This window comes from Comamonas sp. NyZ500 (genome assembly GCF_016772095.1).
Lineage (GTDB): Bacteria > Pseudomonadota > Gammaproteobacteria > Burkholderiales > Burkholderiaceae_C > Comamonas > Comamonas thiooxydans.
In genome coordinates, this window is record NZ_JAEIJE010000028.1 from 19,019 (window position 1) to 38,004 (window position 18,986).

At 60.8% G+C, this 18,986-nt stretch carries 18 protein-coding genes and 4 tRNA genes; 14 read left to right on the forward strand and 8 right to left on the reverse strand.

The annotated features are described in order from the left end of the window. Positions 1-31 precede the first annotated feature (31 nt). The 4 genes from atpA (at position 32) to JAO85_RS23915 (ending at position 4,487) form a co-directional block, all read left to right on the forward strand. The gene (atpA, locus tag JAO85_RS23900; RefSeq protein ID WP_003065402.1) at positions 32-1,591 is read left to right on the forward strand and encodes a F0F1 ATP synthase subunit alpha; all 1,560 of its coding nucleotides are present in this window, start codon (positions 32-34) and stop codon (positions 1,589-1,591) included. A gap of 18 nt (positions 1,592-1,609) precedes the next feature. Then, positions 1,610-2,476 (forward strand): F0F1 ATP synthase subunit gamma, encoded by an 867-nt coding sequence (gene atpG / locus JAO85_RS23905; RefSeq protein ID WP_003065400.1) that lies wholly within the window; start codon positions 1,610-1,612, stop codon positions 2,474-2,476. Between the two features lie 34 nt (positions 2,477-2,510). Then, a complete protein-coding gene (atpD, locus tag JAO85_RS23910) occupies positions 2,511-3,920 on the forward strand; it encodes a F0F1 ATP synthase subunit beta (RefSeq protein ID WP_003065399.1) in 1,410 nt (469 codons plus the stop codon). Between the two features lie 150 nt (positions 3,921-4,070). Further along, positions 4,071-4,487, forward strand: a complete 417-nt coding sequence (locus tag JAO85_RS23915) for a F0F1 ATP synthase subunit epsilon (RefSeq protein WP_003059364.1) — start codon at positions 4,071-4,073, stop codon at positions 4,485-4,487. Positions 4,488-4,649: 162 nt separating this feature from the next. Here the strand turns inward: JAO85_RS23915 and JAO85_RS23920 are convergent, their stop codons facing one another. After that, on the reverse strand, positions 4,650-4,919 hold the full coding sequence (locus JAO85_RS23920) for a hypothetical protein (protein WP_012836777.1): 270 nt from the start codon (positions 4,917-4,919) through the stop codon (positions 4,650-4,652). A 141-nt stretch (positions 4,920-5,060) separates the two neighbouring features. Here JAO85_RS23920 and JAO85_RS23925 point away from each other — a divergent pair, with 141 nt between their 5' ends. Next, positions 5,061-5,735, forward strand: a complete 675-nt coding sequence (locus JAO85_RS23925) for a cold shock and DUF1294 domain-containing protein (RefSeq protein WP_054073290.1) — start codon at positions 5,061-5,063, stop codon at positions 5,733-5,735. Between the two features lie 44 nt (positions 5,736-5,779). Here the strand turns inward: JAO85_RS23925 and JAO85_RS23930 are convergent, their stop codons facing one another. The 3 genes from JAO85_RS23930 to JAO85_RS23940 all read right to left on the reverse strand — a co-directional run bounded on the left by JAO85_RS23930 (position 5,780) and on the right by JAO85_RS23940 (position 7,895). Continuing rightward, entirely contained in the window at positions 5,780-6,319 is a 540-nt protein-coding gene (locus tag JAO85_RS23930) for a TPM domain-containing protein (RefSeq protein WP_039050684.1), read from the reverse strand. A gap of 1 nt (position 6,320) precedes the next feature. Then, positions 6,321-7,193: a YgcG family protein gene (locus JAO85_RS23935; protein WP_202789165.1), complete on the reverse strand. Its 873-nt coding sequence runs from the start codon at positions 7,191-7,193 to the stop codon at positions 6,321-6,323. Between the two features lie 84 nt (positions 7,194-7,277). Then, a complete protein-coding gene (locus tag JAO85_RS23940; RefSeq protein ID WP_003065385.1) occupies positions 7,278-7,895 on the reverse strand; it encodes a LemA family protein in 618 nt (205 codons plus the stop codon). Between the two features lie 115 nt (positions 7,896-8,010). Here JAO85_RS23940 and JAO85_RS23945 point away from each other — a divergent pair, with 115 nt between their 5' ends. The 3 genes from JAO85_RS23945 to JAO85_RS23955 are packed head-to-tail and all read left to right on the forward strand — an operon-like array spanning position 8,011 to position 10,321. Beyond that, positions 8,011-8,766, forward strand: a complete 756-nt coding sequence (locus JAO85_RS23945) for a hypothetical protein (protein ID WP_041743880.1) — start codon at positions 8,011-8,013, stop codon at positions 8,764-8,766. Beyond that, positions 8,763-9,734 carry a YheT family hydrolase gene (locus JAO85_RS23950; protein ID WP_202789166.1) on the forward strand — a complete coding sequence of 324 codons (972 nt, stop codon included), beginning with the start codon at positions 8,763-8,765 and terminating at the stop codon, positions 9,732-9,734. Before JAO85_RS23945 ends, JAO85_RS23950 begins: the two co-directional genes overlap by 4 nt. A gap of 29 nt (positions 9,735-9,763) precedes the next feature. Then, the gene (locus JAO85_RS23955) at positions 9,764-10,321 is read left to right on the forward strand and encodes a DUF2946 family protein (RefSeq protein WP_202789167.1); all 558 of its coding nucleotides are present in this window, start codon (positions 9,764-9,766) and stop codon (positions 10,319-10,321) included. A gap of 86 nt (positions 10,322-10,407) precedes the next feature. Here JAO85_RS23955 and JAO85_RS23960 read toward each other — a convergent pair whose 3' ends face one another. From JAO85_RS23960 to JAO85_RS23975, 4 genes are all read right to left on the reverse strand, one after another. Next, a complete protein-coding gene (locus JAO85_RS23960) occupies positions 10,408-11,271 on the reverse strand; it encodes a cytochrome c5 family protein (RefSeq protein WP_012836784.1) in 864 nt (287 codons plus the stop codon). Between the two features lie 199 nt (positions 11,272-11,470). Further along, entirely contained in the window at positions 11,471-12,904 is a 1,434-nt protein-coding gene (locus tag JAO85_RS23965) for an efflux transporter outer membrane subunit (RefSeq protein ID WP_012836785.1), read from the reverse strand. Beyond that, complete coding sequence (locus tag JAO85_RS23970; RefSeq protein WP_012836786.1) at positions 12,897-16,076, reverse strand: efflux RND transporter permease subunit; 3,180 nt, start codon at positions 16,074-16,076, stop codon at positions 12,897-12,899. Before JAO85_RS23970 ends, JAO85_RS23965 begins: the two co-directional genes overlap by 8 nt. 12 nt (positions 16,077-16,088) lie before the next feature. Next, positions 16,089-17,396, reverse strand: coding sequence for an efflux RND transporter periplasmic adaptor subunit (locus JAO85_RS23975; RefSeq protein ID WP_202789168.1), 1,308 nt, complete (start codon positions 17,394-17,396; stop codon positions 16,089-16,091). Positions 17,397-17,623: 227 nt separating this feature from the next. Here JAO85_RS23975 and JAO85_RS23980 point away from each other — a divergent pair, with 227 nt between their 5' ends. From JAO85_RS23980 to JAO85_RS24005, 6 genes are all read left to right on the forward strand, one after another. Beyond that, complete coding sequence (locus JAO85_RS23980; protein ID WP_012836788.1) at positions 17,624-18,244, forward strand: TetR family transcriptional regulator; 621 nt, start codon at positions 17,624-17,626, stop codon at positions 18,242-18,244. Between the two features lie 74 nt (positions 18,245-18,318). Next, positions 18,319-18,394 (forward strand) — tRNA-Arg (locus JAO85_RS23985). Between the two features lie 80 nt (positions 18,395-18,474). Then, a tRNA-Tyr gene (locus JAO85_RS23990) sits at positions 18,475-18,560 on the forward strand. Between the two features lie 58 nt (positions 18,561-18,618). Then, positions 18,619-18,692 (forward strand) — tRNA-Gly (locus tag JAO85_RS23995). Between the two features lie 43 nt (positions 18,693-18,735). Further along, positions 18,736-18,810, forward strand: a tRNA-Thr gene (locus tag JAO85_RS24000). Positions 18,811-18,885: 75 nt separating this feature from the next. Further along, positions 18,886-18,986: GTP-binding protein (locus JAO85_RS24005; RefSeq protein WP_035881087.1), on the forward strand; the 101-nt coding region annotated here is incomplete at its 3' end.

An 18,986-nucleotide genomic window follows, 5' to 3' on the forward strand; every position in this document is an offset into this window, starting at 1 on the left:
CGGCTAACACACAAGAAAGAAGGAAAGAGTCATGCAACTCAATCCCGCAGAAATTTCTGAACTGATCAAGAGCCGCATCGAAGGGCTGGCTGCTAGCACTGACGTCCGTAACCAAGGCACCGTGGTGTCGGTGACTGACGGTATCGTGCGCGTGCACGGCCTGTCGGACGTGATGGCTGGCGAAATGCTGGAATTCCCCGCAGGCGCCGACGGTCAACCTACTTACGGTCTGGCTCTGAACCTGGAGCGCGACTCCGTGGGCGCCGTGATTCTGGGTGCTTACGAGCACATCGCAGAAGGCAACACCGTCAAGTGCACCGGCCGTATCCTGGAAGTGCCCGTGGGCCCCGAGCTGGTCGGCCGCGTGGTGAACGCCCTGGGTCAGCCTATCGACGGCAAGGGCCCCATCAACGCCAAGATGACGGACGTGATCGAGAAGGTCGCTCCTGGCGTGATCGCACGTCAATCCGTGGATCAGCCCCTGCAAACCGGTATCAAGTCCATCGACTCCATGGTTCCCGTGGGCCGTGGTCAGCGTGAACTGATCATTGGTGACCGTCAGACTGGTAAGACGGCTGTCGCTATCGACGCCATCATCAACCAGAAGGGCCAGGGCGTTATCTGTATCTACGTGGCTATTGGTCAGAAGGCTTCTTCGATCAAGAACGTGGTGCGCTCTCTGGAACAAGCCGGCGCGATGGACTACACCATCGTCGTGGCTGCCACCGCCTCTGAATCCGCTGCCATGCAGTACGTGTCGGCCTACGCTGGCTGCACCATGGGCGAATACTTCCGCGACCGCGGCGAAGACGCTCTGATCGTTTATGACGATCTGTCCAAGCAAGCCGTGGCCTACCGTCAAGTTTCGCTGCTGCTGCGTCGTCCCCCCGGACGTGAAGCCTTCCCCGGCGACGTGTTCTATCTCCACAGCCGTCTGCTGGAGCGTGCCGCTCGCGTGAACGCCGACTACGTCGAAGCCTTCACCAAGGGTGAAGTCAAGGGCAAGACCGGTTCTCTGACCGCTCTGCCTATCATCGAAACACAAGCTGGCGACGTGTCCGCTTTCGTTCCCACGAACGTGATTTCGATTACCGACGGCCAGATCTTCCTGGAAACCAGCCTGTTCAACGCCGGTATCCGTCCCGCTATCAACGCCGGTATTTCGGTGTCCCGCGTGGGTGGTTCCGCTCAGACCAAGGTTGTGAAGGGCCTGTCCGGCGGTATCCGTACCGACCTGGCTCAGTACCGTGAACTGGCTGCCTTTGCGCAGTTCGCTTCCGACCTGGACGATGCGACCCGCAAGCAGCTGGACCGCGGTGCCCGCGTGACCGAACTGCTCAAGCAGGCTCAGTACTCTCCTCTGTCGACCGCTCTGATGGCTGCTTCGCTGTTCGCAGTGAACAAGGGCTTCATGGACGACATCGAAGTCAAGCAAGTGCTGCCCTTCGAATCTGGTCTGCACCAGTTCCTGAAGACCAGCCACGGCGCTCTGCTCGACCGTCTGAACGAAAAGCGTGCTTTCGACAAGGAAGGCAAGGACGAAGCTGAACTGACTGCAGCCATTACTGCATTCAAGAAGTCCTTCGCTTAATACCGGCGAGGAGTCATCATGGCAGCAGGTAAGGAAATACGCGGCAAGATCAAATCGGTGGAAAACACCAAGAAGATCACCAAAGCCATGGAAATGGTGGCTGCATCCAAAATGCGCAAGGCGCAGGACCGGATGCTGGCTGCCCGTCCATATAGCGAAAAAATCCGCAACATTGCAGCCCATCTTGGCGAAGCTAACCCTGAATATGTGCATCCGTTCATGCAAGTGAACGATGCCAAGAAGGTCGGCGTCATCGTGGTGACGACCGACAAGGGTTTGTGCGGCGGCATGAACACCAACGTGTTGCGTGTCGTCACCAACAAGTTGCGCGAACTGCAGGATGCGGGTGTGGCGACAGATGCAGTGGCCATTGGCGGCAAGGGACTGGGTTTCCTGAACCGTGTCGGTGCCAAGGTGGTCTCTCACGCTACAGGCTTGGGCGACACGCCTCACCTCGACAAGCTCATCGGGCCTGTCAAGGTGTTGCTGGACCAATATGCTGAAGGCAAGCTGAGCGCGGTGTACCTGGCGTACACCAAGTTCATCAACACCATGAAGCAGGAATCGGTGGTGGAGCAACTGCTCCCCCTGTCGTCCGAAAAATTGCAAGCCGAGAAGACGGGTGCATCGTGGGAATACATCTACGAACCTGACGCTCAAAGCGTCATCGACGAACTGCTGGTTCGTTACGTGGAGTCCCTCGTGTACCAGGCAGTTGCGGAAAACATGGCGTCCGAGCAATCGGCGCGCATGGTGGCCATGAAGGCCGCTACCGACAACGCCGGCAACGTCATCAGCGAGTTGAAGCTGGTCTACAACAAGACGCGTCAGGCAGCGATTACGACCGAGTTGTCGGAAATCGTGGCAGGCGCAGCCGCTGTGTAAACGGCTTTAACGAACAAACAGATTGGAGCAAAAAATGGCTCAAGTACAAGGCAAGATTGTTCAATGTATCGGCGCCGTGGTGGACGTGGAGTTTGCCCACGGCCAGGTGCCCAAGGTGTATGACGCCTTGAAGCTGGAAGGCTCGGCCCTGACCCTGGAAGTTCAGCAGCAGCTGGGCGACGGCGTGGTGCGTACCATTGCCCTGGGTTCTTCGGACGGCCTCAAGCGTGGCCTGATGGTCACCAACACCGGCAACCCCATCACCGTTCCCGTGGGTAAGGCTACCCTGGGCCGCATCATGGACGTGCTGGGCAACCCCATCGACGAACGTGGTCCCGTGGACCAGACCCTGACCGCCGCCATCCACCGCAAGGCTCCTGCTTACGACGAACTGTCGCCTTCGCAGGAACTGCTGGAAACCGGTATCAAGGTGATCGACTTGGTCTGCCCCTTCGCCAAGGGCGGCAAGGTGGGCCTGTTCGGTGGTGCCGGTGTGGGCAAGACCGTGAACATGATGGAACTCATCAACAACATCGCCAAGGCCCACAGCGGTCTGTCGGTGTTCGCTGGTGTGGGTGAGCGTACCCGTGAAGGTAACGACTTCTATCACGAAATGTCCGACGCTGGCGTTGTGAACCAAGAGAACCTGGGCGAGTCCAAGGTTGCCATGGTTTACGGTCAGATGAACGAGCCCCCAGGAAACCGTCTGCGCGTGGCGCTGACCGGCCTGACCATGGCTGAGTCGTTCCGTGACGAAGGCAAGGACGTGCTGTTCTTCGTGGACAACATCTACCGCTACACACTGGCCGGTACCGAAGTGTCCGCTCTGCTGGGCCGTATGCCTTCCGCCGTGGGCTACCAGCCTACCCTGGCTGAAGAAATGGGTAAGCTGCAAGAGCGTATTACCTCCACCAAGGTTGGCTCGATCACTTCCATCCAGGCCGTTTACGTGCCAGCGGATGACTTGACCGACCCCTCGCCCGCCACCACTTTTGCTCACTTGGACTCCACCGTGGTGCTGTCCCGTGACATCGCTTCGCTGGGTATCTACCCCGCTGTGGATCCTCTGGACTCCACCAGCCGTCAGCTGGACCCCCAAGTGGTTGGCGAAGAGCACTACAAGGTGGCTCGCCAAGTGCAGGGTACGCTGCAGCGCTACAAGGAACTGCGCGACATCATCGCGATTCTGGGCATGGACGAACTGGCTCCCGAAGACAAGCTGACCGTGGCTCGTGCTCGTAAGATCCAGCGTTTCCTGTCTCAGCCTTTCCACGTGGCTGAAGTGTTCACTGGTGCTCCCGGCAAGTACGTTCCCCTGTCTGAAACCATCCGTGGCTTCAAGATGATCGTGAACGGCGAAGCCGACCATCTGCCCGAACAGGCTTTCTACATGGTTGGTACCATCGACGAAGCCTTCGAGAAGGCCAAGAAGCTGGCTGCCTAACTGGCTTGCACCCCCTGAGCGGCTTGCGCCGCTTCCCCCTCTCTTTCAGGAGGGGGACGACGCCCTCGCTGCGGGGCGGCCCTTGCTCGGCGTCTCTGGCTTGGGGTGTGCTTGTTTTAGGACCAGTTTTTACCTTTTCTAGGAGCAAAGATGAACACTATTCACGTTGATGTGGTCAGTGCCGAAGAGTCCATCTTCTCCGGTGAAGCGCGCTTTGTCGCCTTGCCCGGTGAAGCGGGCGAGTTGGGCATTTATCCCCGCCACACACCGCTGATCACCCGCATCAAGCCGGGTTCGGTGCGCATCGAAATGCCTGACGGCAGCGAAGAGTTCGTCTTCGTGGCCGGCGGCATTTTGGAAGTGCAACCCAACTGCGTGACCGTGCTGTCCGACACCGCCATCCGCGGCAAGGATCTGGACGATGAAAAGGCGCAAAAGGCCAAGGCTGCGGCCGAGGAAGCCCTGAAGAACGCCAAGGGCGAACTGGACATCGCTCGTGCACAGTCCGAGCTGGCCGTGATGGCGGCTCAGATTGCGGCTCTGCGCAAGTACCGCCAGAAGCGTTGATGTGCTGTGCCCTGAGCACATGCATCAGCAGCAAAAAGCCACCGCATGCGGTGGCTTTTTTTATGGACTGCTGCTGCGTAAATCGAAGCGCACTGCGCTTGTCCCAAAAGGGACTGATCCCGAAACCAGCAGGATTCTGAACCGCGGCAGCGCGCAAGCGGCTTAGCCGTTGCAGGCGGCCTGATAGCCGTAGACCACGGAGTTGTCCTTGGGGTCCACATGGCGCGATTTGCGCACCACGGCCTTGCTGGGGTCTTCGCAGAGGGCTCGGATCTGGGCTTCGCACTTCTTGGGGTCATCTTCCTTGAGCTTGCAGCTCAGTGCGTAGTCGTATTCAGCCGGTGCTTCGGCGCCTCTGGGGCTGATGGAGGAGCAGGCGCTCAGTGCCAGGACAGAGCTGATGACGGCCAGAGAGAACAGAGATTTCTGCATGCTTGAGTGCTTTCTTAAGAAAATACGGCTGCCCCAAAACTAACACAGCCATGCGGGTAAAAAGGTTTTTTCTGGATAGGGCCCGCCTGCTTTTTGCATCACCGGGCCTGTTCTCGGTGTCAAAAACAACAAAGGACATGGATGCGCTACAGCGGTACCTTGACGCAATGGAATGACGAGCGTGGCTTTGGCTGGATCGAGGCCGATGGCGGTGGCGAGCGCCTGTTTGTCCATATCAGTGCTTTTGAGCCGCGCCCGCCCGCAGAGCAGCGTCCTCGGCCCGGCCTGCGCCTGGAGTTTTCCGTCGGCATGGAGCAGGGCAGAAAGCGCGCGCTTCAGGTTGCGTGGCGAGCTGGCGGCCCAGTGCCTCAGGCACGGTCTTCTTCGGTGCGGCGCAACAGCCCTTCTGCAGGGCGTTTGCAGTCCTCGCGTGCGGTGCCTCAGGGCTGGCATGCCTCCAGTGGCTTCAGCTATGGCGTGTTGCTGGTCTGGCTGCTGATGATGCTGGCCACTGCCGTGATCTGGGGCATACCGCGCATCCTCTGGCTGATCTATGCAGGCCTGAGCATGCTGACCTTCATGGCCTACTGGCAGGACAAATGGGCCGCCCAGAAGGGGCAGTGGCGCACGCCGGAAAAAACGCTGCAGACCATGGCGCTGGCCGGAGGCTGGCCCGGTGCCCTGCTGGCCCAGCAGTGGCTGCGTCACAAAAGCAGCAAGACCAGCTTTCAGCTGCAGTTCTGGCTCATGGTCCTGATCAATGTGGCGGCCGTGCTCTGGCTGTGTTCGCCGTACGGGCGACATGTGCTGGCCTGAGGCTTCTGCGGTCTGCAGCAGGCGCATGCGGCGGCAGAACCGGATCAGCGGCTGCGGCCCGGCAGATGCCTTTGGACCACGGGCGTATCGGGCAGGTTTCGCTGTGTGTTGGCCGCGGATTTGCGCGGAAAATGCGCCTGCAGCTGCCGGTTGACACGCTCCAGTGCCGATACCAGACCCACGCTGAAATGCCCGCCCTGGAAGGCGGACTGCATATCGCTGATCAGCGTTTGCCATTGCTCGGCGTTCATGGTGCGGTCCAGGGCGCGGTCGGCCACGATCTCTATGGCATGGTCGGCCAGCAGCAGGTAGATCAGGGCGCCGTTGTTGTGCTCCGTGTCCCAGACATGGAGCTTGGCGAACTGCGAGAGAGCGCGCTCGCGCGCCGTGGCATCGCGCCAAATATAGCTCCAGGGCAGGCCGGCCTCTACGCAGATGCGGACCTGGCCGGTGTGGCCCAGCTCGCTTTTGGCGATCAGCAATTCCAGCTCCTTGAGCGTGGCAGGCGGCAAGGCCTTGCGCAGATGCTGTTCGGCCCAGCGGTGTCGCACCAGGCGTGCCAGGCGTTGAAAGACATTGCTCATTTCACCAGTCCCCCGAGGCGCCACCGCCACCAAAGCTGCCGCCGCCACCGGAGCTGAAGCCGCCCCCGGAACTGAAACCACCGCCACCGCCGCCGCTGCTCCAGCCGCCTCCGCCGGTGCTGATGTAGGGGCCGCCTCCGCCACGCGAGAGGTTGGAGAGCAGGGTGAAGATCAGCCCCAGAAATCCTGCCACGCCAGCAATCAACAGGCTGGTGGTGACCACATAGGCGGCCGCCCCGGCAATGCCGCCAATGATCAGCGAACCCAGCACGCGGCCGAAGATGGCGCGGGCGACGGCAATCCCGATCGGAAAGCCGAAGAACAGCAGCGGCAGCAGAAAGTCCAGATGTTCGGACCAGGATGGGCCGGACTTGCGAGCCTGGGACTGCGGTGCGGGCAGTTTCTCGCCGTGAATCAGCAGGCTCATCTGCTCGATGGCGGCAGACAGTCCGCCCGCATAGTCGTCGGCGCGGAAGCGCGGCTTCATGGCGCCGTCGATGATGCGTGCGGCCTGGATGTCGGGAATCGCGCCTTCGAGCTTGCGCGCCACCTCGATGCGCATGCGCCTGTCGTTCTTGGCCACGACGATGAGAGAGCCGTCGCCTATGTCCTTGCGCCCCAGCTTCCAACTGCTGGCCACGCGCCAGGCATAGGCAGCAATGTCTTCCGGAGCCGTGGTGGCGACCATGAGCACGGCGACCTGGGCGCCGGTCTCGTCCTCCAGTTTCTTGAGCTGCTCGCTCAGCGCCTGCTGATCGCTCTGGCTCAGCGTGCCGGTCTGGTCGATGACGCGCGCCGTCAACTCGGGCACAGCTTGCAGCTGAGCGCCTGCGCCACCCTGCGCCAGGGCCGGCAGCGCCGACAGTAGCACCATGCTAGCAAAAACAATAGCTGCAAGCGCTTTGTAGATAAGGGCTTGATGCGATTTTTGCATGGGTTCAAAGAGCGCTGCGCACAATTACTTGCTGCCAGCAGGCGCTGCGGGTGTGGAAAAGTCAACGGCTGGTGGTTGCGAGATCTGGGCTTCGTTTTGTACCGTGAAGGTCGGCTTGACCTTGTAGCTGAATACCTTGGCCGTGATATTGGTGGGGAAGCTGCGCGCCAGCACGTTGTAGGCTTGTACGGTGCCTATGTATTCGTTGCGCGCCACGGTGATGCGATTTTCCGTACCCTCCAGCGTTACGCGCAGATCGCGGAACGCCTGGTTGGCCTTGAGTTCAGGGTATTTTTCCGCCACCACCATCAGGCGCGAGAGCGCGCTGGAAATCTCGCCCTGAGCCTGCTGGAACTTGTTGAAGGCTTCGGGGTTGTTGATCAGCTCGGGCGTGGCCTGAATCGAGGTGGCCTTGGCGCGTGCTTCTATCACCCTGGTCAGGGTCTCCTGCTCGAAGTTGGCCTCGCCCTTGACCGTGGCGACAATGTTCGGGATCAGGTCCGAGCGGCGCTGGTACTGGTTCAGCACCTCGCTCCAGGCGGCCTTGGACTTTTCATCCAGACGCTGAAAGTCGTTATAGCCGCAGCCCGTGAGGGAGAGCATGGAGGCCGCGGTTGCGATTGCCAGAAGCCAGCGTTTCATGGGTGTTTCCATTCACGAAATTGAGACGGAAACCATAGCATAAGGGCTTGGCCGGTTCGTGTGCGTGCAAGGCCTGTCACCCTGTCCGTTGTCCAGCAGCGCTAGCATTGCAATCATGTCCACTGTTTCTCCACTCGATGCCCTGCGTGGCGCACAGCGTCCCGGTCCGAAAACGGAGGCCTTGCCACGCCTGTTGCTGGCCGGGGCCACGGGGCCGCTGGGCAACGAGGTGCTCAGCCGCGTGGTTGGCGCGCAGAACTATGCGCTGGTCCAGGTGCTGGCACGCGAGCCCTATGTCCAGGGCCTGCGTGGCATGGAGTTGCTGACGCAACTGCACGGCGATGTGCAGCAATGGCCTGTGCAGAGCGCCGATGTGGGCCTCATCATGTTTGAGCCTCCGCGTCCCTATTACCAGCGCGAGCGCGCCTTGTGGACGCCCCGGCCCGACCAGCTGCAAGCGGTGGCGCAGTGGATGCAGCGCTGTGGCGTGCATACGCTTGCCGTGGTGCTGCCCCACGATATGGGTAGCCTGCCCCAGGCTTTGAAGCAGGGGCTGGCCAATCTCAATGAGCAAGGCGTAGCTGCGCTGGGCTTTGAGCGCCTGATTTTTGTGCGCTCGGCCAGAGAAGCCCAGAAAATCAATGCAGGCCATTGGCTGCAGCGCACGGCAAAGACCATGCTGTCGGCGCTCAGCTATATGCTGCCGCAGACGGAGCGTCCGGTGCGGGCCATGCATGTGGCCCGTCTGGTGGAGGCAGCCTTGCTCAAGGCACCGCCGGGAATTCATGTGGCTCCGCCTGAGCTGGTCTGGCGTGCGGCACAGAAAGACGCCCTGCAGTCAGAGCTGCGGAGCTGGCTGGGTTTCTCATGAATTTCGAACAATTTCGTGCACCTTGGTGGCAGCCCGGAGGTCATGTCCAGACCATTTGGGCTGCACTCTGTGCGAAGGGCGGAGAGTCTCCGGCGTGGCGGCGCGAGCGCTGGGATACGCCCGATGGCGATTTCATCGATATCGATTTTTCAAGCCATCTGGCAAGTGCAAGCGCTCCCACACTGGTGCTGTTTCATGGCCTGGAAGGCTCTTCCTCCAGCCACTACGCCAAGGCCCTGGCACAGGTCTGCGCGCAGCGCGGCTGGCATCTGGCCGTGCCGCATTTTCGCGGCTGCAGCGGTGAGCCCAATCACTTGCTACGCGCCTACCACTCCGGCGATGCGGACGAGCTGGACTGGATTTTGCGTCGGCTGCGTCAAGGCGCGAGCGGAGAGTTGCTGGCCATGGGAGTGTCGCTGGGCGGCAATGCCCTGGCGCGCTGGGCCGGGCTGCAGCAGCAGGCGGCTGCAGAACTCGTCAAGGGCGCGGCAGTGATCTGTGCGCCGCTGGACCTGGTGGCCGGAGGCGTCAATCTGGGCCAGGGGCTCAATCGCTGGATCTACACCCCCATGTTCATGCGTACCCTGGTGCCCAAGGCCCTCGCCAAATGGCAGCAGTCGCCGGGGGTGTTCGACAGGGAGCGGCTGCAGCGCGCACGCACCCTGCATGACTTTGACGATGTGTTCACGGCCCCGGTCCATGGCTTCAGGGATGCCGATGATTACTGGCGCCGGGCATCGGCCAAGCCCCTGCTCAAGCAAGTGGCCGTGCCCTTGTTGCTGCTCAATGCGCGCAACGATCCCTTTGTGCCGGCGCACAGCCTGCCCAGGCCCGATGAGGTCAGTGCCACCGTGCAGCTATGGCAGCCGCCGCACGGCGGACATGTGGGCTTTGCCAGCGGAGCCTGGCCCGCCCATGTGCAGGCCATGCCGCTGGCCGTGACCGAATGGCTGGAGCAGTGGCTCTGAGCGTTCGCAGAATAATCAGGAGATGAGTGATGGATGACATCGTGAAACAGGCCATGCTCAAGTGGCCCAATGTCCCGGCCTGCAGTGGCTGGCTGGGTCTGGATGCGCGCGGCCAGTGGTGGCTCAGGGACGAGCAGGCCCAGGTCTGTGGTGCGTTTGCCAGCGGCAAACCCGGCTCCAGGGGCAATCTGCTGCGCCACGAAAAGTTGGCCGAATTCATCGGTCGCAACTATCTGGTCGAGGCAGATGGTCGCTGGTATTTTCAGAACGGCCCGCAGCGCGTGTATGTGGAACTGGAGAGCGCGCCATGGATATGGCGTCTGCGATACGCGGAGCATGGCTTGCAGTTGCACAGTCATACGGACCAGGAGCTGGCTGCCGAACAGGTGCAGCAGGTGCTGCTGGACGAGCTGGGGCGGCTGTTTCTGGCCCTGCCGCAAGGCCTGGGCATGGTGCACAGCCTGGACATGCTGGATGCCGCCAATGCGCTGGAGAGTGGTGCGCTGCCCGAGGCGCAGGAGATCGAGAGCGCCTTGCTGCCGTTGCAGTTCGGTTTTGTGCCCAGTCCTGAGGGCTATCAAGTTTGATAGCTGCTTTCGCTTGTGTGCAAGGGGTTTGAGGCCAAAAATAACAAAACCGGCCAAAAGCCGGTTTTTGCGGGGCAGAGGGGCGCCTACTTGGCTGCATCCACCATGTACTGGATGGCGGCCTTGAAGTCTGCATCCGATGCGGTGGAGCCGCCCTTGGGAGGCATGGCGCCCACGCCTTGGGTGGCCTTCTGCACCATATCGTCCATGCCCTTGGCAATGAAAGGTGCCCAGGCAGCCTTGTCGCCAAACTTGGGAGCCCCGGCTACGCCACTGGCGTGGCAGGCCATGCAGGTGGTGTTGTAGAGGTTCTTGCCCACATCGGAGGCCGCGGCAGCTGCGGGAGCCGGGGCGGCTGCAGGTGCTGGCTCGGCGGCTGCAACAGCTGCTGCAGGTGCAGCGGCGACGGGGGCCGCAGGTGCTGCTGCGGGGGCATCACCGGCTGCAGCGCCGGCTGCAGGCTGGGGCTCGGGGAAGTTGGCGCCGGCAGCATTGCTCATATAGACCACGCCACGGGCAATTTCCGTGTCATTGAACTCGCCGCCACCCTGGGCCGCCATCGCACCCTTGCCAGCCAGGGCAGAGTGCACCAGCGTTTCCAGGCCCTGCTTGATGCGCGGGCCCCAGGCTGCTGCATCCTGGAATTTGGGGGCGCCGGCTACGCCGGTTTCATGGCAGGCCGCGCATTGCGACTTGAAGACTTCCGCGCCACCGCGCAGGGGGCGGTTGGCATCACGAATTTCCACCGTACCCACTTTTTGCAGACGCATGGCCTTGGCCATTTCGGCATTGGCCGTACCTGCGCCCGTGGTGTCGGACGAAGTCACGAACTTGACCAGACCGATGATGACGAAGATGGGAACCACAAACGAGAAGAAGACGGCAAGCAACAACTGCTTGGGTTTTTTGATGGGGCCTGTATGGGCTTCTTCGTGGTGTTGCTCGCTCATGAAGTCCTCTGAGATCGTGGGATGGGGATGAACAAACCATTATAGAAGTGAGGGTTAAGAACGCCAGTGCACGACGATCCGGGTTGACGGCTGCTGCATAAAGGAGTTGAGTTGGATCAACTTTGTGCAGCCAATTTGTGGCGTGCATGAAAAAAGGCGTCCGAAGACGCCTTGTGTGAGAGTGCAAAACTTGGCCCGATTACTGGGCTGTAGTTGCTGCCGCAGGGTTGTCGCTGGCGCTTGCCTGCGTCCAGCCGCCGCCCAGCACCTTGTAGAGATTGACCTGGTTTTGCAGCTGCGCCAGGCGGACCTGAACCACGGACTGCTCTAGTGCAAACAGTGAACGCTGCGCATCCAGCAGATCCAGGTAGCTGGCCACACCGTTGGTGTAGCGCAGGTCCGACAGCTTGTAGCGAACCTGCTCTGCCTCCAGCTGACGCGATTGGGCATCGAGCTGATCCTTGAGTGCTTGGCGATTCACCAAGGTGTCGGACACCTCGCGGAAGGCCGACTGGATGGAGCCTTCGTATTGAGCCACGGCAATCTTCTGGCTGGCTTCTGCAACCTGCAGATTGGCGCGATTGCGGCCTGCATTGAAGATGGGCAGATACAGCGAAGGCGCAATCGTGAACGCCGCAGAGTCCGACTTGAGCAGATCGGAGATGTCGGAGCTTGCGAAACCAGCCGAGGCGGTCAGGGAGATGTTCGGGAAGAACAGCGCACGTGCCGCACCAATGCTGGCATTGGCGGCGATCATGCTTTGCTCTGCCTGGCGGATGTCGGGCCGGCGCAGAAGCAGGTCAGAAGGCAGGCCCGAAGGCACATCGGCCAGGGCTGGCAGATCGCGCAGTTGCTTGCCTTGCATGCTGGTCAGCAGATCGGCAGGCAGGGTCTGACCCACGAGCAGGGTCAGGGCGTTGACGTCGCGCTCGCGCTGACCGGCTTGCTGGGCCAGCGTGGCGCGTGCGCTTTCGGTCAGCGACTGAGCCTGGCGGTAGTCCAGCTCGGAAGCGACACCGGAGTCCAGTCGCAGCTTGGTCAGCTTGATGGACTGCTCACGTGTGCCCAGGGTACGGCGGGAAATGGCCAGCAACTCCTCGTCAGCCTGCAGGTTCAGCCAGGTGTTGGCGACCGTTGCAATCAGACTGATCTGGGCCGCTTTGCGGCCTTCCTCGGTCGCCAGATACTGGGCTAGAGCTTGCTGCTTGAGGCTGCCGATGCGCCCCCAGAAGTCAATCTCCCAGCTGGGCATGGACAGGCCCACCATGTACGAGTTGGCATAGCGGCCCGTGGTGGCGCTGGGCTGGCGGCTGGCGCTGCCTGCGACACCGAATTCCGGGAACTGGCCGGCACGCTGGATCTGGTACTGAGCCTGTGCCTTTTCGATGTTGAGCACGGCCACACGCAGGTCGCGGTTGTTTTCCAGCGCGAGCTGGATCACCTGCTGCAGGCGAGGGTCCGTGTAGAACTGCTGCCAGGGGATGTCGGCGGCCGCCGTGGCGCCAGCCTGCTCGTCGGTGGCCGAGTAGTGCTCGGCCACCGGAGCTGCAGGGCGCTCCAGCGTGGGGATGAAGGAGCAGCCGCTGGCCAGCAGCGCGCCGGCCAGTGCTACGGGTAGCAAGGTTTTATTCATGTTGCGAGCCTCCCTGTGCTGCAGAAGTTGCCGCCGGGGGAGTGGCGTTGGAGTCCTGCTTGGACTTCTTGCCAAACAGATTGAACACGGCCACAAAGAACACGGGCACCAGGAACACGGAGATCGGCGTGCCGATCACCATGCCCCAGAACACGCCGGTGCCGATCTCCTTCTGGCTGGCAGCGCTGGCGCCGGAGGCGATGTACAGCGGCACCACGCCCAGAATAAAGGCCAGCGAGGTCATCAGAATGGGACGGAAACGCAGATGACCGGCTTCCAGCGCGGCCTCCAGCGCGCTCTTGCCTTCAGCATGCAGGTCCTTGGCGAACTCCACGATCAGAATGGCGTTCTTGGCCGACAGACCGATCACCGTAATCAGCGCCACCTGGAAGTAGATGTCGTTGGGCATGCTGCGCATCAGCATGCCGGCCACGGCGCCGAACACACCCAGAGGCACGACCAGCAGCACGGACAGCGGGATGCTCCAGCTTTCATACAGTGCGGCCAGACACAGGAACACGGCCAGGATGGAGAACGCATACAGCAGCATGGCCGAGGAGCCCGCCTTTTTCTCGTCCAGAGACTGGCCGGTCCACTCGTAGCCGAAGCCGTCGGGCAGTTCCTGGGCCAGCTTTTCCATTTCCTTCATGGCATCACCGCTGGTAAAGCCGGGCTTGGCCTGACCGGTGATGCTCATGGAGGGGTAGCCGTTGTAGCGTGTCAGCTGCATGGGGCCGCTGATCCACTTGGCGCTGACCATGGTGGAAAGCTCCACCAGCTGGCCTTGCGCGTTGGGCACCGTCAGGCGCATCACGTCCTCGGGCTGCATGCGACGAGCCGCATCGGCCTGGATGGTCACACGCTGCATGAAACCGTTGTTGGGGAAGTCCGTGGAGTTGGACGAACCCAGAGCGGTCGCCAGAGTGGTGGCCAGATCGCCCATGCTCACGCGTTGGGCATAGACCGCATCGCGGTTGATATCGACCTGCCATTGAGGGGCGTCATCCACGCCATCAAAGCGCACGCCGGCCAGAACCGGGCTCTGGTTGGCCTTGGCAACCAGCTGGTTGCGGGCTGCCAGCAAGGCTGCATGACCCTTGCTACCACGATCCTGGAGGCGGAAGGTGAAGCCATCGCTATTGCCCAGTTCCGAGATGGATGGAGGCACCAGGGTAAAGATGAAGCCATCGCGCAGCGCTGACATGGCGCCCTTGGCTCGGTCGGCGAAAGACTTGGCGTCCGAGCCTGGCGCTGTGCGCTCGGACCAGTCCTTGAGCGTGGTGAATGCCAGACCCACGTTCTGGCCCTGGCCCATGAAGCTGAAGCCCAGAATGCTCACGATGTGATCGACTTCGGGCTGGCTCAGCACAAACTTTTCCAGCTCGGCAACGGTCTTGCTCGTGCGTTCCAGGCTGGCGCCGGGAGGCAGTTGCGTCAGCGAGATGACATAGCCCTGGTCTTCCGTTGGCAGGAAGGCCGTAGGCAGTCGCATGAACATGAAGACCACGCCGGCAATCACCAGCAGATAGACGATAAAGGCTTGAGCGGAGCGCTTGACCACGCCGGAGAGTGCGGAAGAGTAGCGCTTCGTGCCTGCGTCAAACTTGCGGTTGAACCAGTTGTAGAACGGGCCGAGCAAGCCGGTCTTCTTGTCGTGCGCGTGGCCCTTGGGAATGGGCTTGAGCATGGTGGCGCACAGCGCGGGAGTCAGTGTCAGCGCAAAGAAGCCCGAGAAGAAGATCGAGATGGCCATCACCAGCGAGAACTGGCGATAGATGTTGCCGGTCGCGCCGGAGAACATGGCCAAGGGCAGGAACACCGTCACCAGAATCACGGTGATGCCGACCACGGCGCCCTGGATCTGGCCCATGGCCTTGATGGTGGCTTCCTTGGGAGGAAGGCCTTCCTCGGCCATGATGCGCTCGACGTTTTCCACCACCACGATGGCATCGTCCACCACGATACCGATCACCAGCACCATGGCGAACATGGCCAGAATATTGATGGTCAGGCCGGCCACCAGCATCACGGCAAACGTGCCGAGCAGCGCGATAGGCACCACGATGGTGGGGATCAGGGTGTAGCGGATGTTCTGCAGGAAGATCAGCATCACGATGAACACCAGCACGATGGCTTCAAGCAGCGTGTGCACCACCTTTTCGATGGAAATCTTCACGAACTTGGAGGTGTCATAGGGCGAGGACCACTTCACACCGGCAGGCAGGAAGGGCTCCATCTCGGCCATCTTGGCCTTGACCAGCTTGGCGGTCGCCATGGCGTTGGCCGTCGAGGTCAGCTGCACGGCCATGGCCACGGCGGGCTTGCCGTCCAGGCGGGACTCGAAGGCATAGCTCTCGATGCCCAGCTCGATGCGTGCCACATCCTTGAGGCGCACGGTGGAGCCGTCGGAGTTGGAGCGCAGCACCACTTCGCCGAATTCCTCGGGCGTGGTCAACTGGCCGGGCACCACGATCGTGGCGGTGGTGGTGGTGCCGGGTGTGCTGGGCAGGTTGCCCAGGGCGCCACCGGAGATCTGCTGGTTCTGCGCGGCAATCGCTGCGTTGACCGATGCAATCGACAGACCGAAGCCCTGGAGCTTGGCAGGATCCACCCAGACGCGCATGGCACGACCCGATGCGAACAGCTGTGCCTTGCCCACGCCGTCCAGACGCTGGATTTCAGGCACCACATTGCGGTTCACATAGTCGGCGATGTCGTCACGCGAGGTCTCCCCGGACTCGGCCTGGAAGGCCAGAATCATCAGGAAGTTGCTCATGGACTTGTCCACGCGCACGCCCAGGGCCTGAACCACCTGGGGCAGGCGAGGCAACACGCGCGAGAGGCGGTTTTGCACGTCCACCTGCGCCAGATCGGGGTTGGTGCCCGGAGCAAAGGTGACGGTCAGAGTGCCTTGACCGCCCGCAGGGGCGGAGGCTTCCATATACATCAGACCTTGCGCGCCGTTGATTTCGCGCTCGATCAGTTGCAGAACGGAGTCCGTCATGGTCTGTGACGTGGCGCCCGGGTAGGTCGCTGTCACGTTGATGGTCGGAGGTGCGACCGATGGGAACTGTGCCACCGGTAGCTTGGTGATGGAGATCACGCCCGCAATGATCACGAAAATCGCGATCACCCAGGCAAAGATCGGTCTGTGGATGAAAAACTTTGACATGGATCGTGCCTGTTACTTGGCTGCCTGGCCTTTGCCAGCACCTTCGGCTGGTGTGGCGGCTTTCTCTTGCGCAGGTGCGGCGGGGGCCGCAGCAGAGGGTTGTGCTGGTGCGCCGGCAGCCGCATTGTTGATCTCGACGGGCTTGACCTTCTTGGCCCCCATGCCCACCTTGATCAGGCCGTCCACCATGACTTTTTCTCCCGCTTTCAGGCCGGATGTGACGACCCAGTTATTGCCACTGGACTGACTGATCTGAACGGGGCGCGGTGCCACGGCGCCATCCTCGGCCACGATCATGACGAAGTTGCCCTTTTCGTTGCGGGTCACGGCTTGTTGCGGAATCAGCGCGGCATTCTCGACCTGGGCCTGCTCCAGGTGCACGCGCACATAAGTGCCGGGCAACAGCAGTCCGTCGGGATTGGGCAGCTCCGCGCGCACGCTGACCTGGCCGGTAGTCGGGTCCACGGTCAGGTCGGTGAACAGCAGCTTGCCGGTGTGTGCGTACTCCTTGCCATCGTCCAAATAGACGTGGACCCGCGCGGCGTTGTCACCTACCTTTGCTAACTTGCCGGAACTGAGCGCTTCGCGCATGCGCATGATGTCGGAAGAGGATTGGGTCAGGTTCACGTACAGCGGGTTGACCTGCTGAATGGTCGCCAGCTGCGTGGCTTCGCCCTGGCCGACCAGAGCGCCTTCCGTCACCAGGGCGCGGCCGATGCGTCCGGAGATGGGGGCGGTCACGCTGGCATAGCCCAGGTTGACATTGGCATTGGTGACAGCCGCCTTGCCTGCCGCAACTTGTGCCAGTGCCGCCTTTTCGTTGGCAATGGCGGTGTCGTACTCCTGCTTGCTGATGGCATTGGCTTCCACCAGGGGCTTGTAGCGGCGTGCGGTGGCAGATGCCTGAGCGAGATTGGCTTCGGCCTGTGCCAGGGTTGCCTGAGCGCTCTGCAGGTTGGCTTTGTACGGGGTGTTGTCAATCTGGAACAGGGCTTGGCCAGCCTTGACATCCGAGCCTTCCTGGAACAGGCGCTTTTGCACGATGCCGGCAGCGCGCGCGCGAACCTGAGCGATGCGCGATGGCTCCAGGCGGCCTGGCAGATCGGAGATCAAAGGCACGTTCTGCATGGATACCGTCACCACACCAACTTCGGGTGGCTGTGCCTGAGCGGCTGCTTGTGCTTTTTGAGCTTCCGCGTTTTTGTCACTGCATGCGACTAGGCCCAGTGCAGCAGCCAAGCTCAGGCCTATGACCATGGAGCGGGTGCCGGATGCGGCTGAATGGGACTGATTGTCGGGAGCCTGGTTTGCTTCATACATCGGGTGCATGAACGTCCTTCCGGTTGACATTGTGAAAACGAGAAAAGAGCGCTGTCCGTAGTGGAGCGCTCATTCGGGTGGAAACCCTAGATGGTTTCCTGCATATCGGTGCTAGGGAAATTATACATACATGCATAAATGTATAATTGCAAACGCTGCGTAAAGCAGCTGAGAAATGGCTTTTCTCGCGGCGAGCTATCGCCGGCGATTGATGGAGAGGGTGAGTGATGGCTCGAAGAACCAAGGCTGAAGCGGATGAGACGCGCACCAAGCTGCTGGATGCGGCTGAAGAGGTGTTTTTCGAGAAAGGTGTATCTCGAACCTCTCTGGGCGATATCGCCCAGCGTGCAGGGGCGACACGCGGAGCGGTGTACTGGCACTTCAAGGACAAGATGGATGTCTTTGTTTCCATGCTTGGGCGCATATGCTTGCCTTTCGAAGAAATCTGTGACGACAGGTATGGTGACCTGTTGCCGCTAGAGCGCATTCGTCACTCCATCCTGTGTGTGTTCGAGAGCTTGGACGAGGATGAGCGCAGACGCAAGGTGTTTGAAACGGCGCTATTCAAAATGGAATACGTGGGCGAACTGGCTGATGTGCGTTTGCAGCATATAGAAAGTTCAGGCTTTGCTCGGGAAAAATTTGCGCACGACCTGGCGGCTGCGGCACAGGGGCAGTCCGTGCGGTTGTCGGTATCCCCGGAAGAGGCCGCCCTCGGTTTGCACTCTCTTTTTGTGGGTCTTATACATGGTTGGGTATTGACGGAAGGGAGTTTCTCATTGGTCAAGGTCGGTTCGATGTCGGTGGATGTCTACTTGTCTGGTTTGGGATTTCAGGTGAATTTGTGATTTGGGTGTCCAAACCCGTGCAATAATTGCGGCTGTTGAATTGTTGTTGGCCGTGCGAACGGCCTGACGGATTCGCGGCTGTAGCTCAGTGGATAGAGTATTGGCCTCCGAAGCCAAGGGTCGTGGGTTCGATCCCCGCCAGCCGCGCCAGCATCGATCTTCGGTAAGAAAAAAGAAATTTCAAAATTTCTTTTTAAGCTGGAAATAGATGCTACAATTCAAGTCTCTTCGGAGGGGTGGCCGAGTGGTTAAAGGCAGCAGACTGTAAATCTGCCCGCTAACGCGTACACAGGTTCGAATCCTGTCCCCTCCACCAGCAATGGTTGAGAAGAGCGATTGCTAGAAATAGCAGTCACGTGCAGTAGTAAATCTGTGCGGGAGTAGTTCAATGGTAGAACCCTAGCCTTCCAAGCTAATGACGCGGGTTCGATTCCCGTCTCCCGCTCCAGTTTGCGAGCAAAGATTTTAGAAGTTGTTTTTGCAGCTTCTTTGCCCATGTGGCTCAGTGGTAGAGCACTCCCTTGGTAAGGGAGAGGTCGCGGGTCCGATTCCCGCCATGGGCACCATTTTCTGGTGCGCTCGCTTGATAGGGTTGCGCCGAAATCCTCTTGCAGTGAATTAATTTTTTCGGAGTCGGAAAAATGGCAAAAGAAAAATTCGAGCGCACCAAGCCCCACGTGAACGTGGGCACCATCGGTCACGTTGACCACGGCAAGACCACCCTGACTGCTGCTATCGCTAC

Coding starts and splice junctions, on each gene's coding strand:
- JAO85_RS23940 (WP_003065385.1), bottom strand. CDS start 7,895: ATGAAACGCTGGCTTCTGGCAATCGCAACCGCGGCCTCCATGCTCTCC.
- JAO85_RS23960 (WP_012836784.1), bottom strand. CDS start 11,271: ATGAGCGAGCAACACCACGAAGAAGCCCATACAGGCCCCATCAAAAAA.
- JAO85_RS23920 (WP_012836777.1), bottom strand. CDS start 4,919: ATGCAGAAATCTCTGTTCTCTCTGGCCGTCATCAGCTCTGTCCTGGCA.
- atpG (WP_003065400.1), top strand. CDS start 1,610: ATGGCAGCAGGTAAGGAAATACGCGGCAAGATCAAATCGGTGGAAAAC.
- JAO85_RS23930 (WP_039050684.1), bottom strand. CDS start 6,319: ATGAGCAATGTCTTTCAACGCCTGGCACGCCTGGTGCGACACCGCTGG.
- JAO85_RS23950 (WP_202789166.1), top strand. CDS start 8,763: ATGAATTTCGAACAATTTCGTGCACCTTGGTGGCAGCCCGGAGGTCAT.
- JAO85_RS23935 (WP_202789165.1), bottom strand. CDS start 7,193: ATGGTGCTACTGTCGGCGCTGCCGGCCCTGGCGCAGGGTGGCGCAGGC.
- JAO85_RS23975 (WP_202789168.1), bottom strand. CDS start 17,396: ATGTATGAAGCAAACCAGGCTCCCGACAATCAGTCCCATTCAGCCGCA.
- JAO85_RS23970 (WP_012836786.1), bottom strand. CDS start 16,076: ATGTCAAAGTTTTTCATCCACAGACCGATCTTTGCCTGGGTGATCGCG.
- JAO85_RS23955 (WP_202789167.1), top strand. CDS start 9,764: ATGGATGACATCGTGAAACAGGCCATGCTCAAGTGGCCCAATGTCCCG.
- atpD (WP_003065399.1), top strand. CDS start 2,511: ATGGCTCAAGTACAAGGCAAGATTGTTCAATGTATCGGCGCCGTGGTG.
- JAO85_RS23965 (WP_012836785.1), bottom strand. CDS start 12,904: ATGAATAAAACCTTGCTACCCGTAGCACTGGCCGGCGCGCTGCTGGCC.
- JAO85_RS23980 (WP_012836788.1), top strand. CDS start 17,624: ATGGCTCGAAGAACCAAGGCTGAAGCGGATGAGACGCGCACCAAGCTG.
- atpA (WP_003065402.1), top strand. CDS start 32: ATGCAACTCAATCCCGCAGAAATTTCTGAACTGATCAAGAGCCGCATC.
- JAO85_RS23915 (WP_003059364.1), top strand. CDS start 4,071: ATGAACACTATTCACGTTGATGTGGTCAGTGCCGAAGAGTCCATCTTC.
- JAO85_RS23925 (WP_054073290.1), top strand. CDS start 5,061: ATGCGCTACAGCGGTACCTTGACGCAATGGAATGACGAGCGTGGCTTT.
- JAO85_RS23945 (WP_041743880.1), top strand. CDS start 8,011: ATGTCCACTGTTTCTCCACTCGATGCCCTGCGTGGCGCACAGCGTCCC.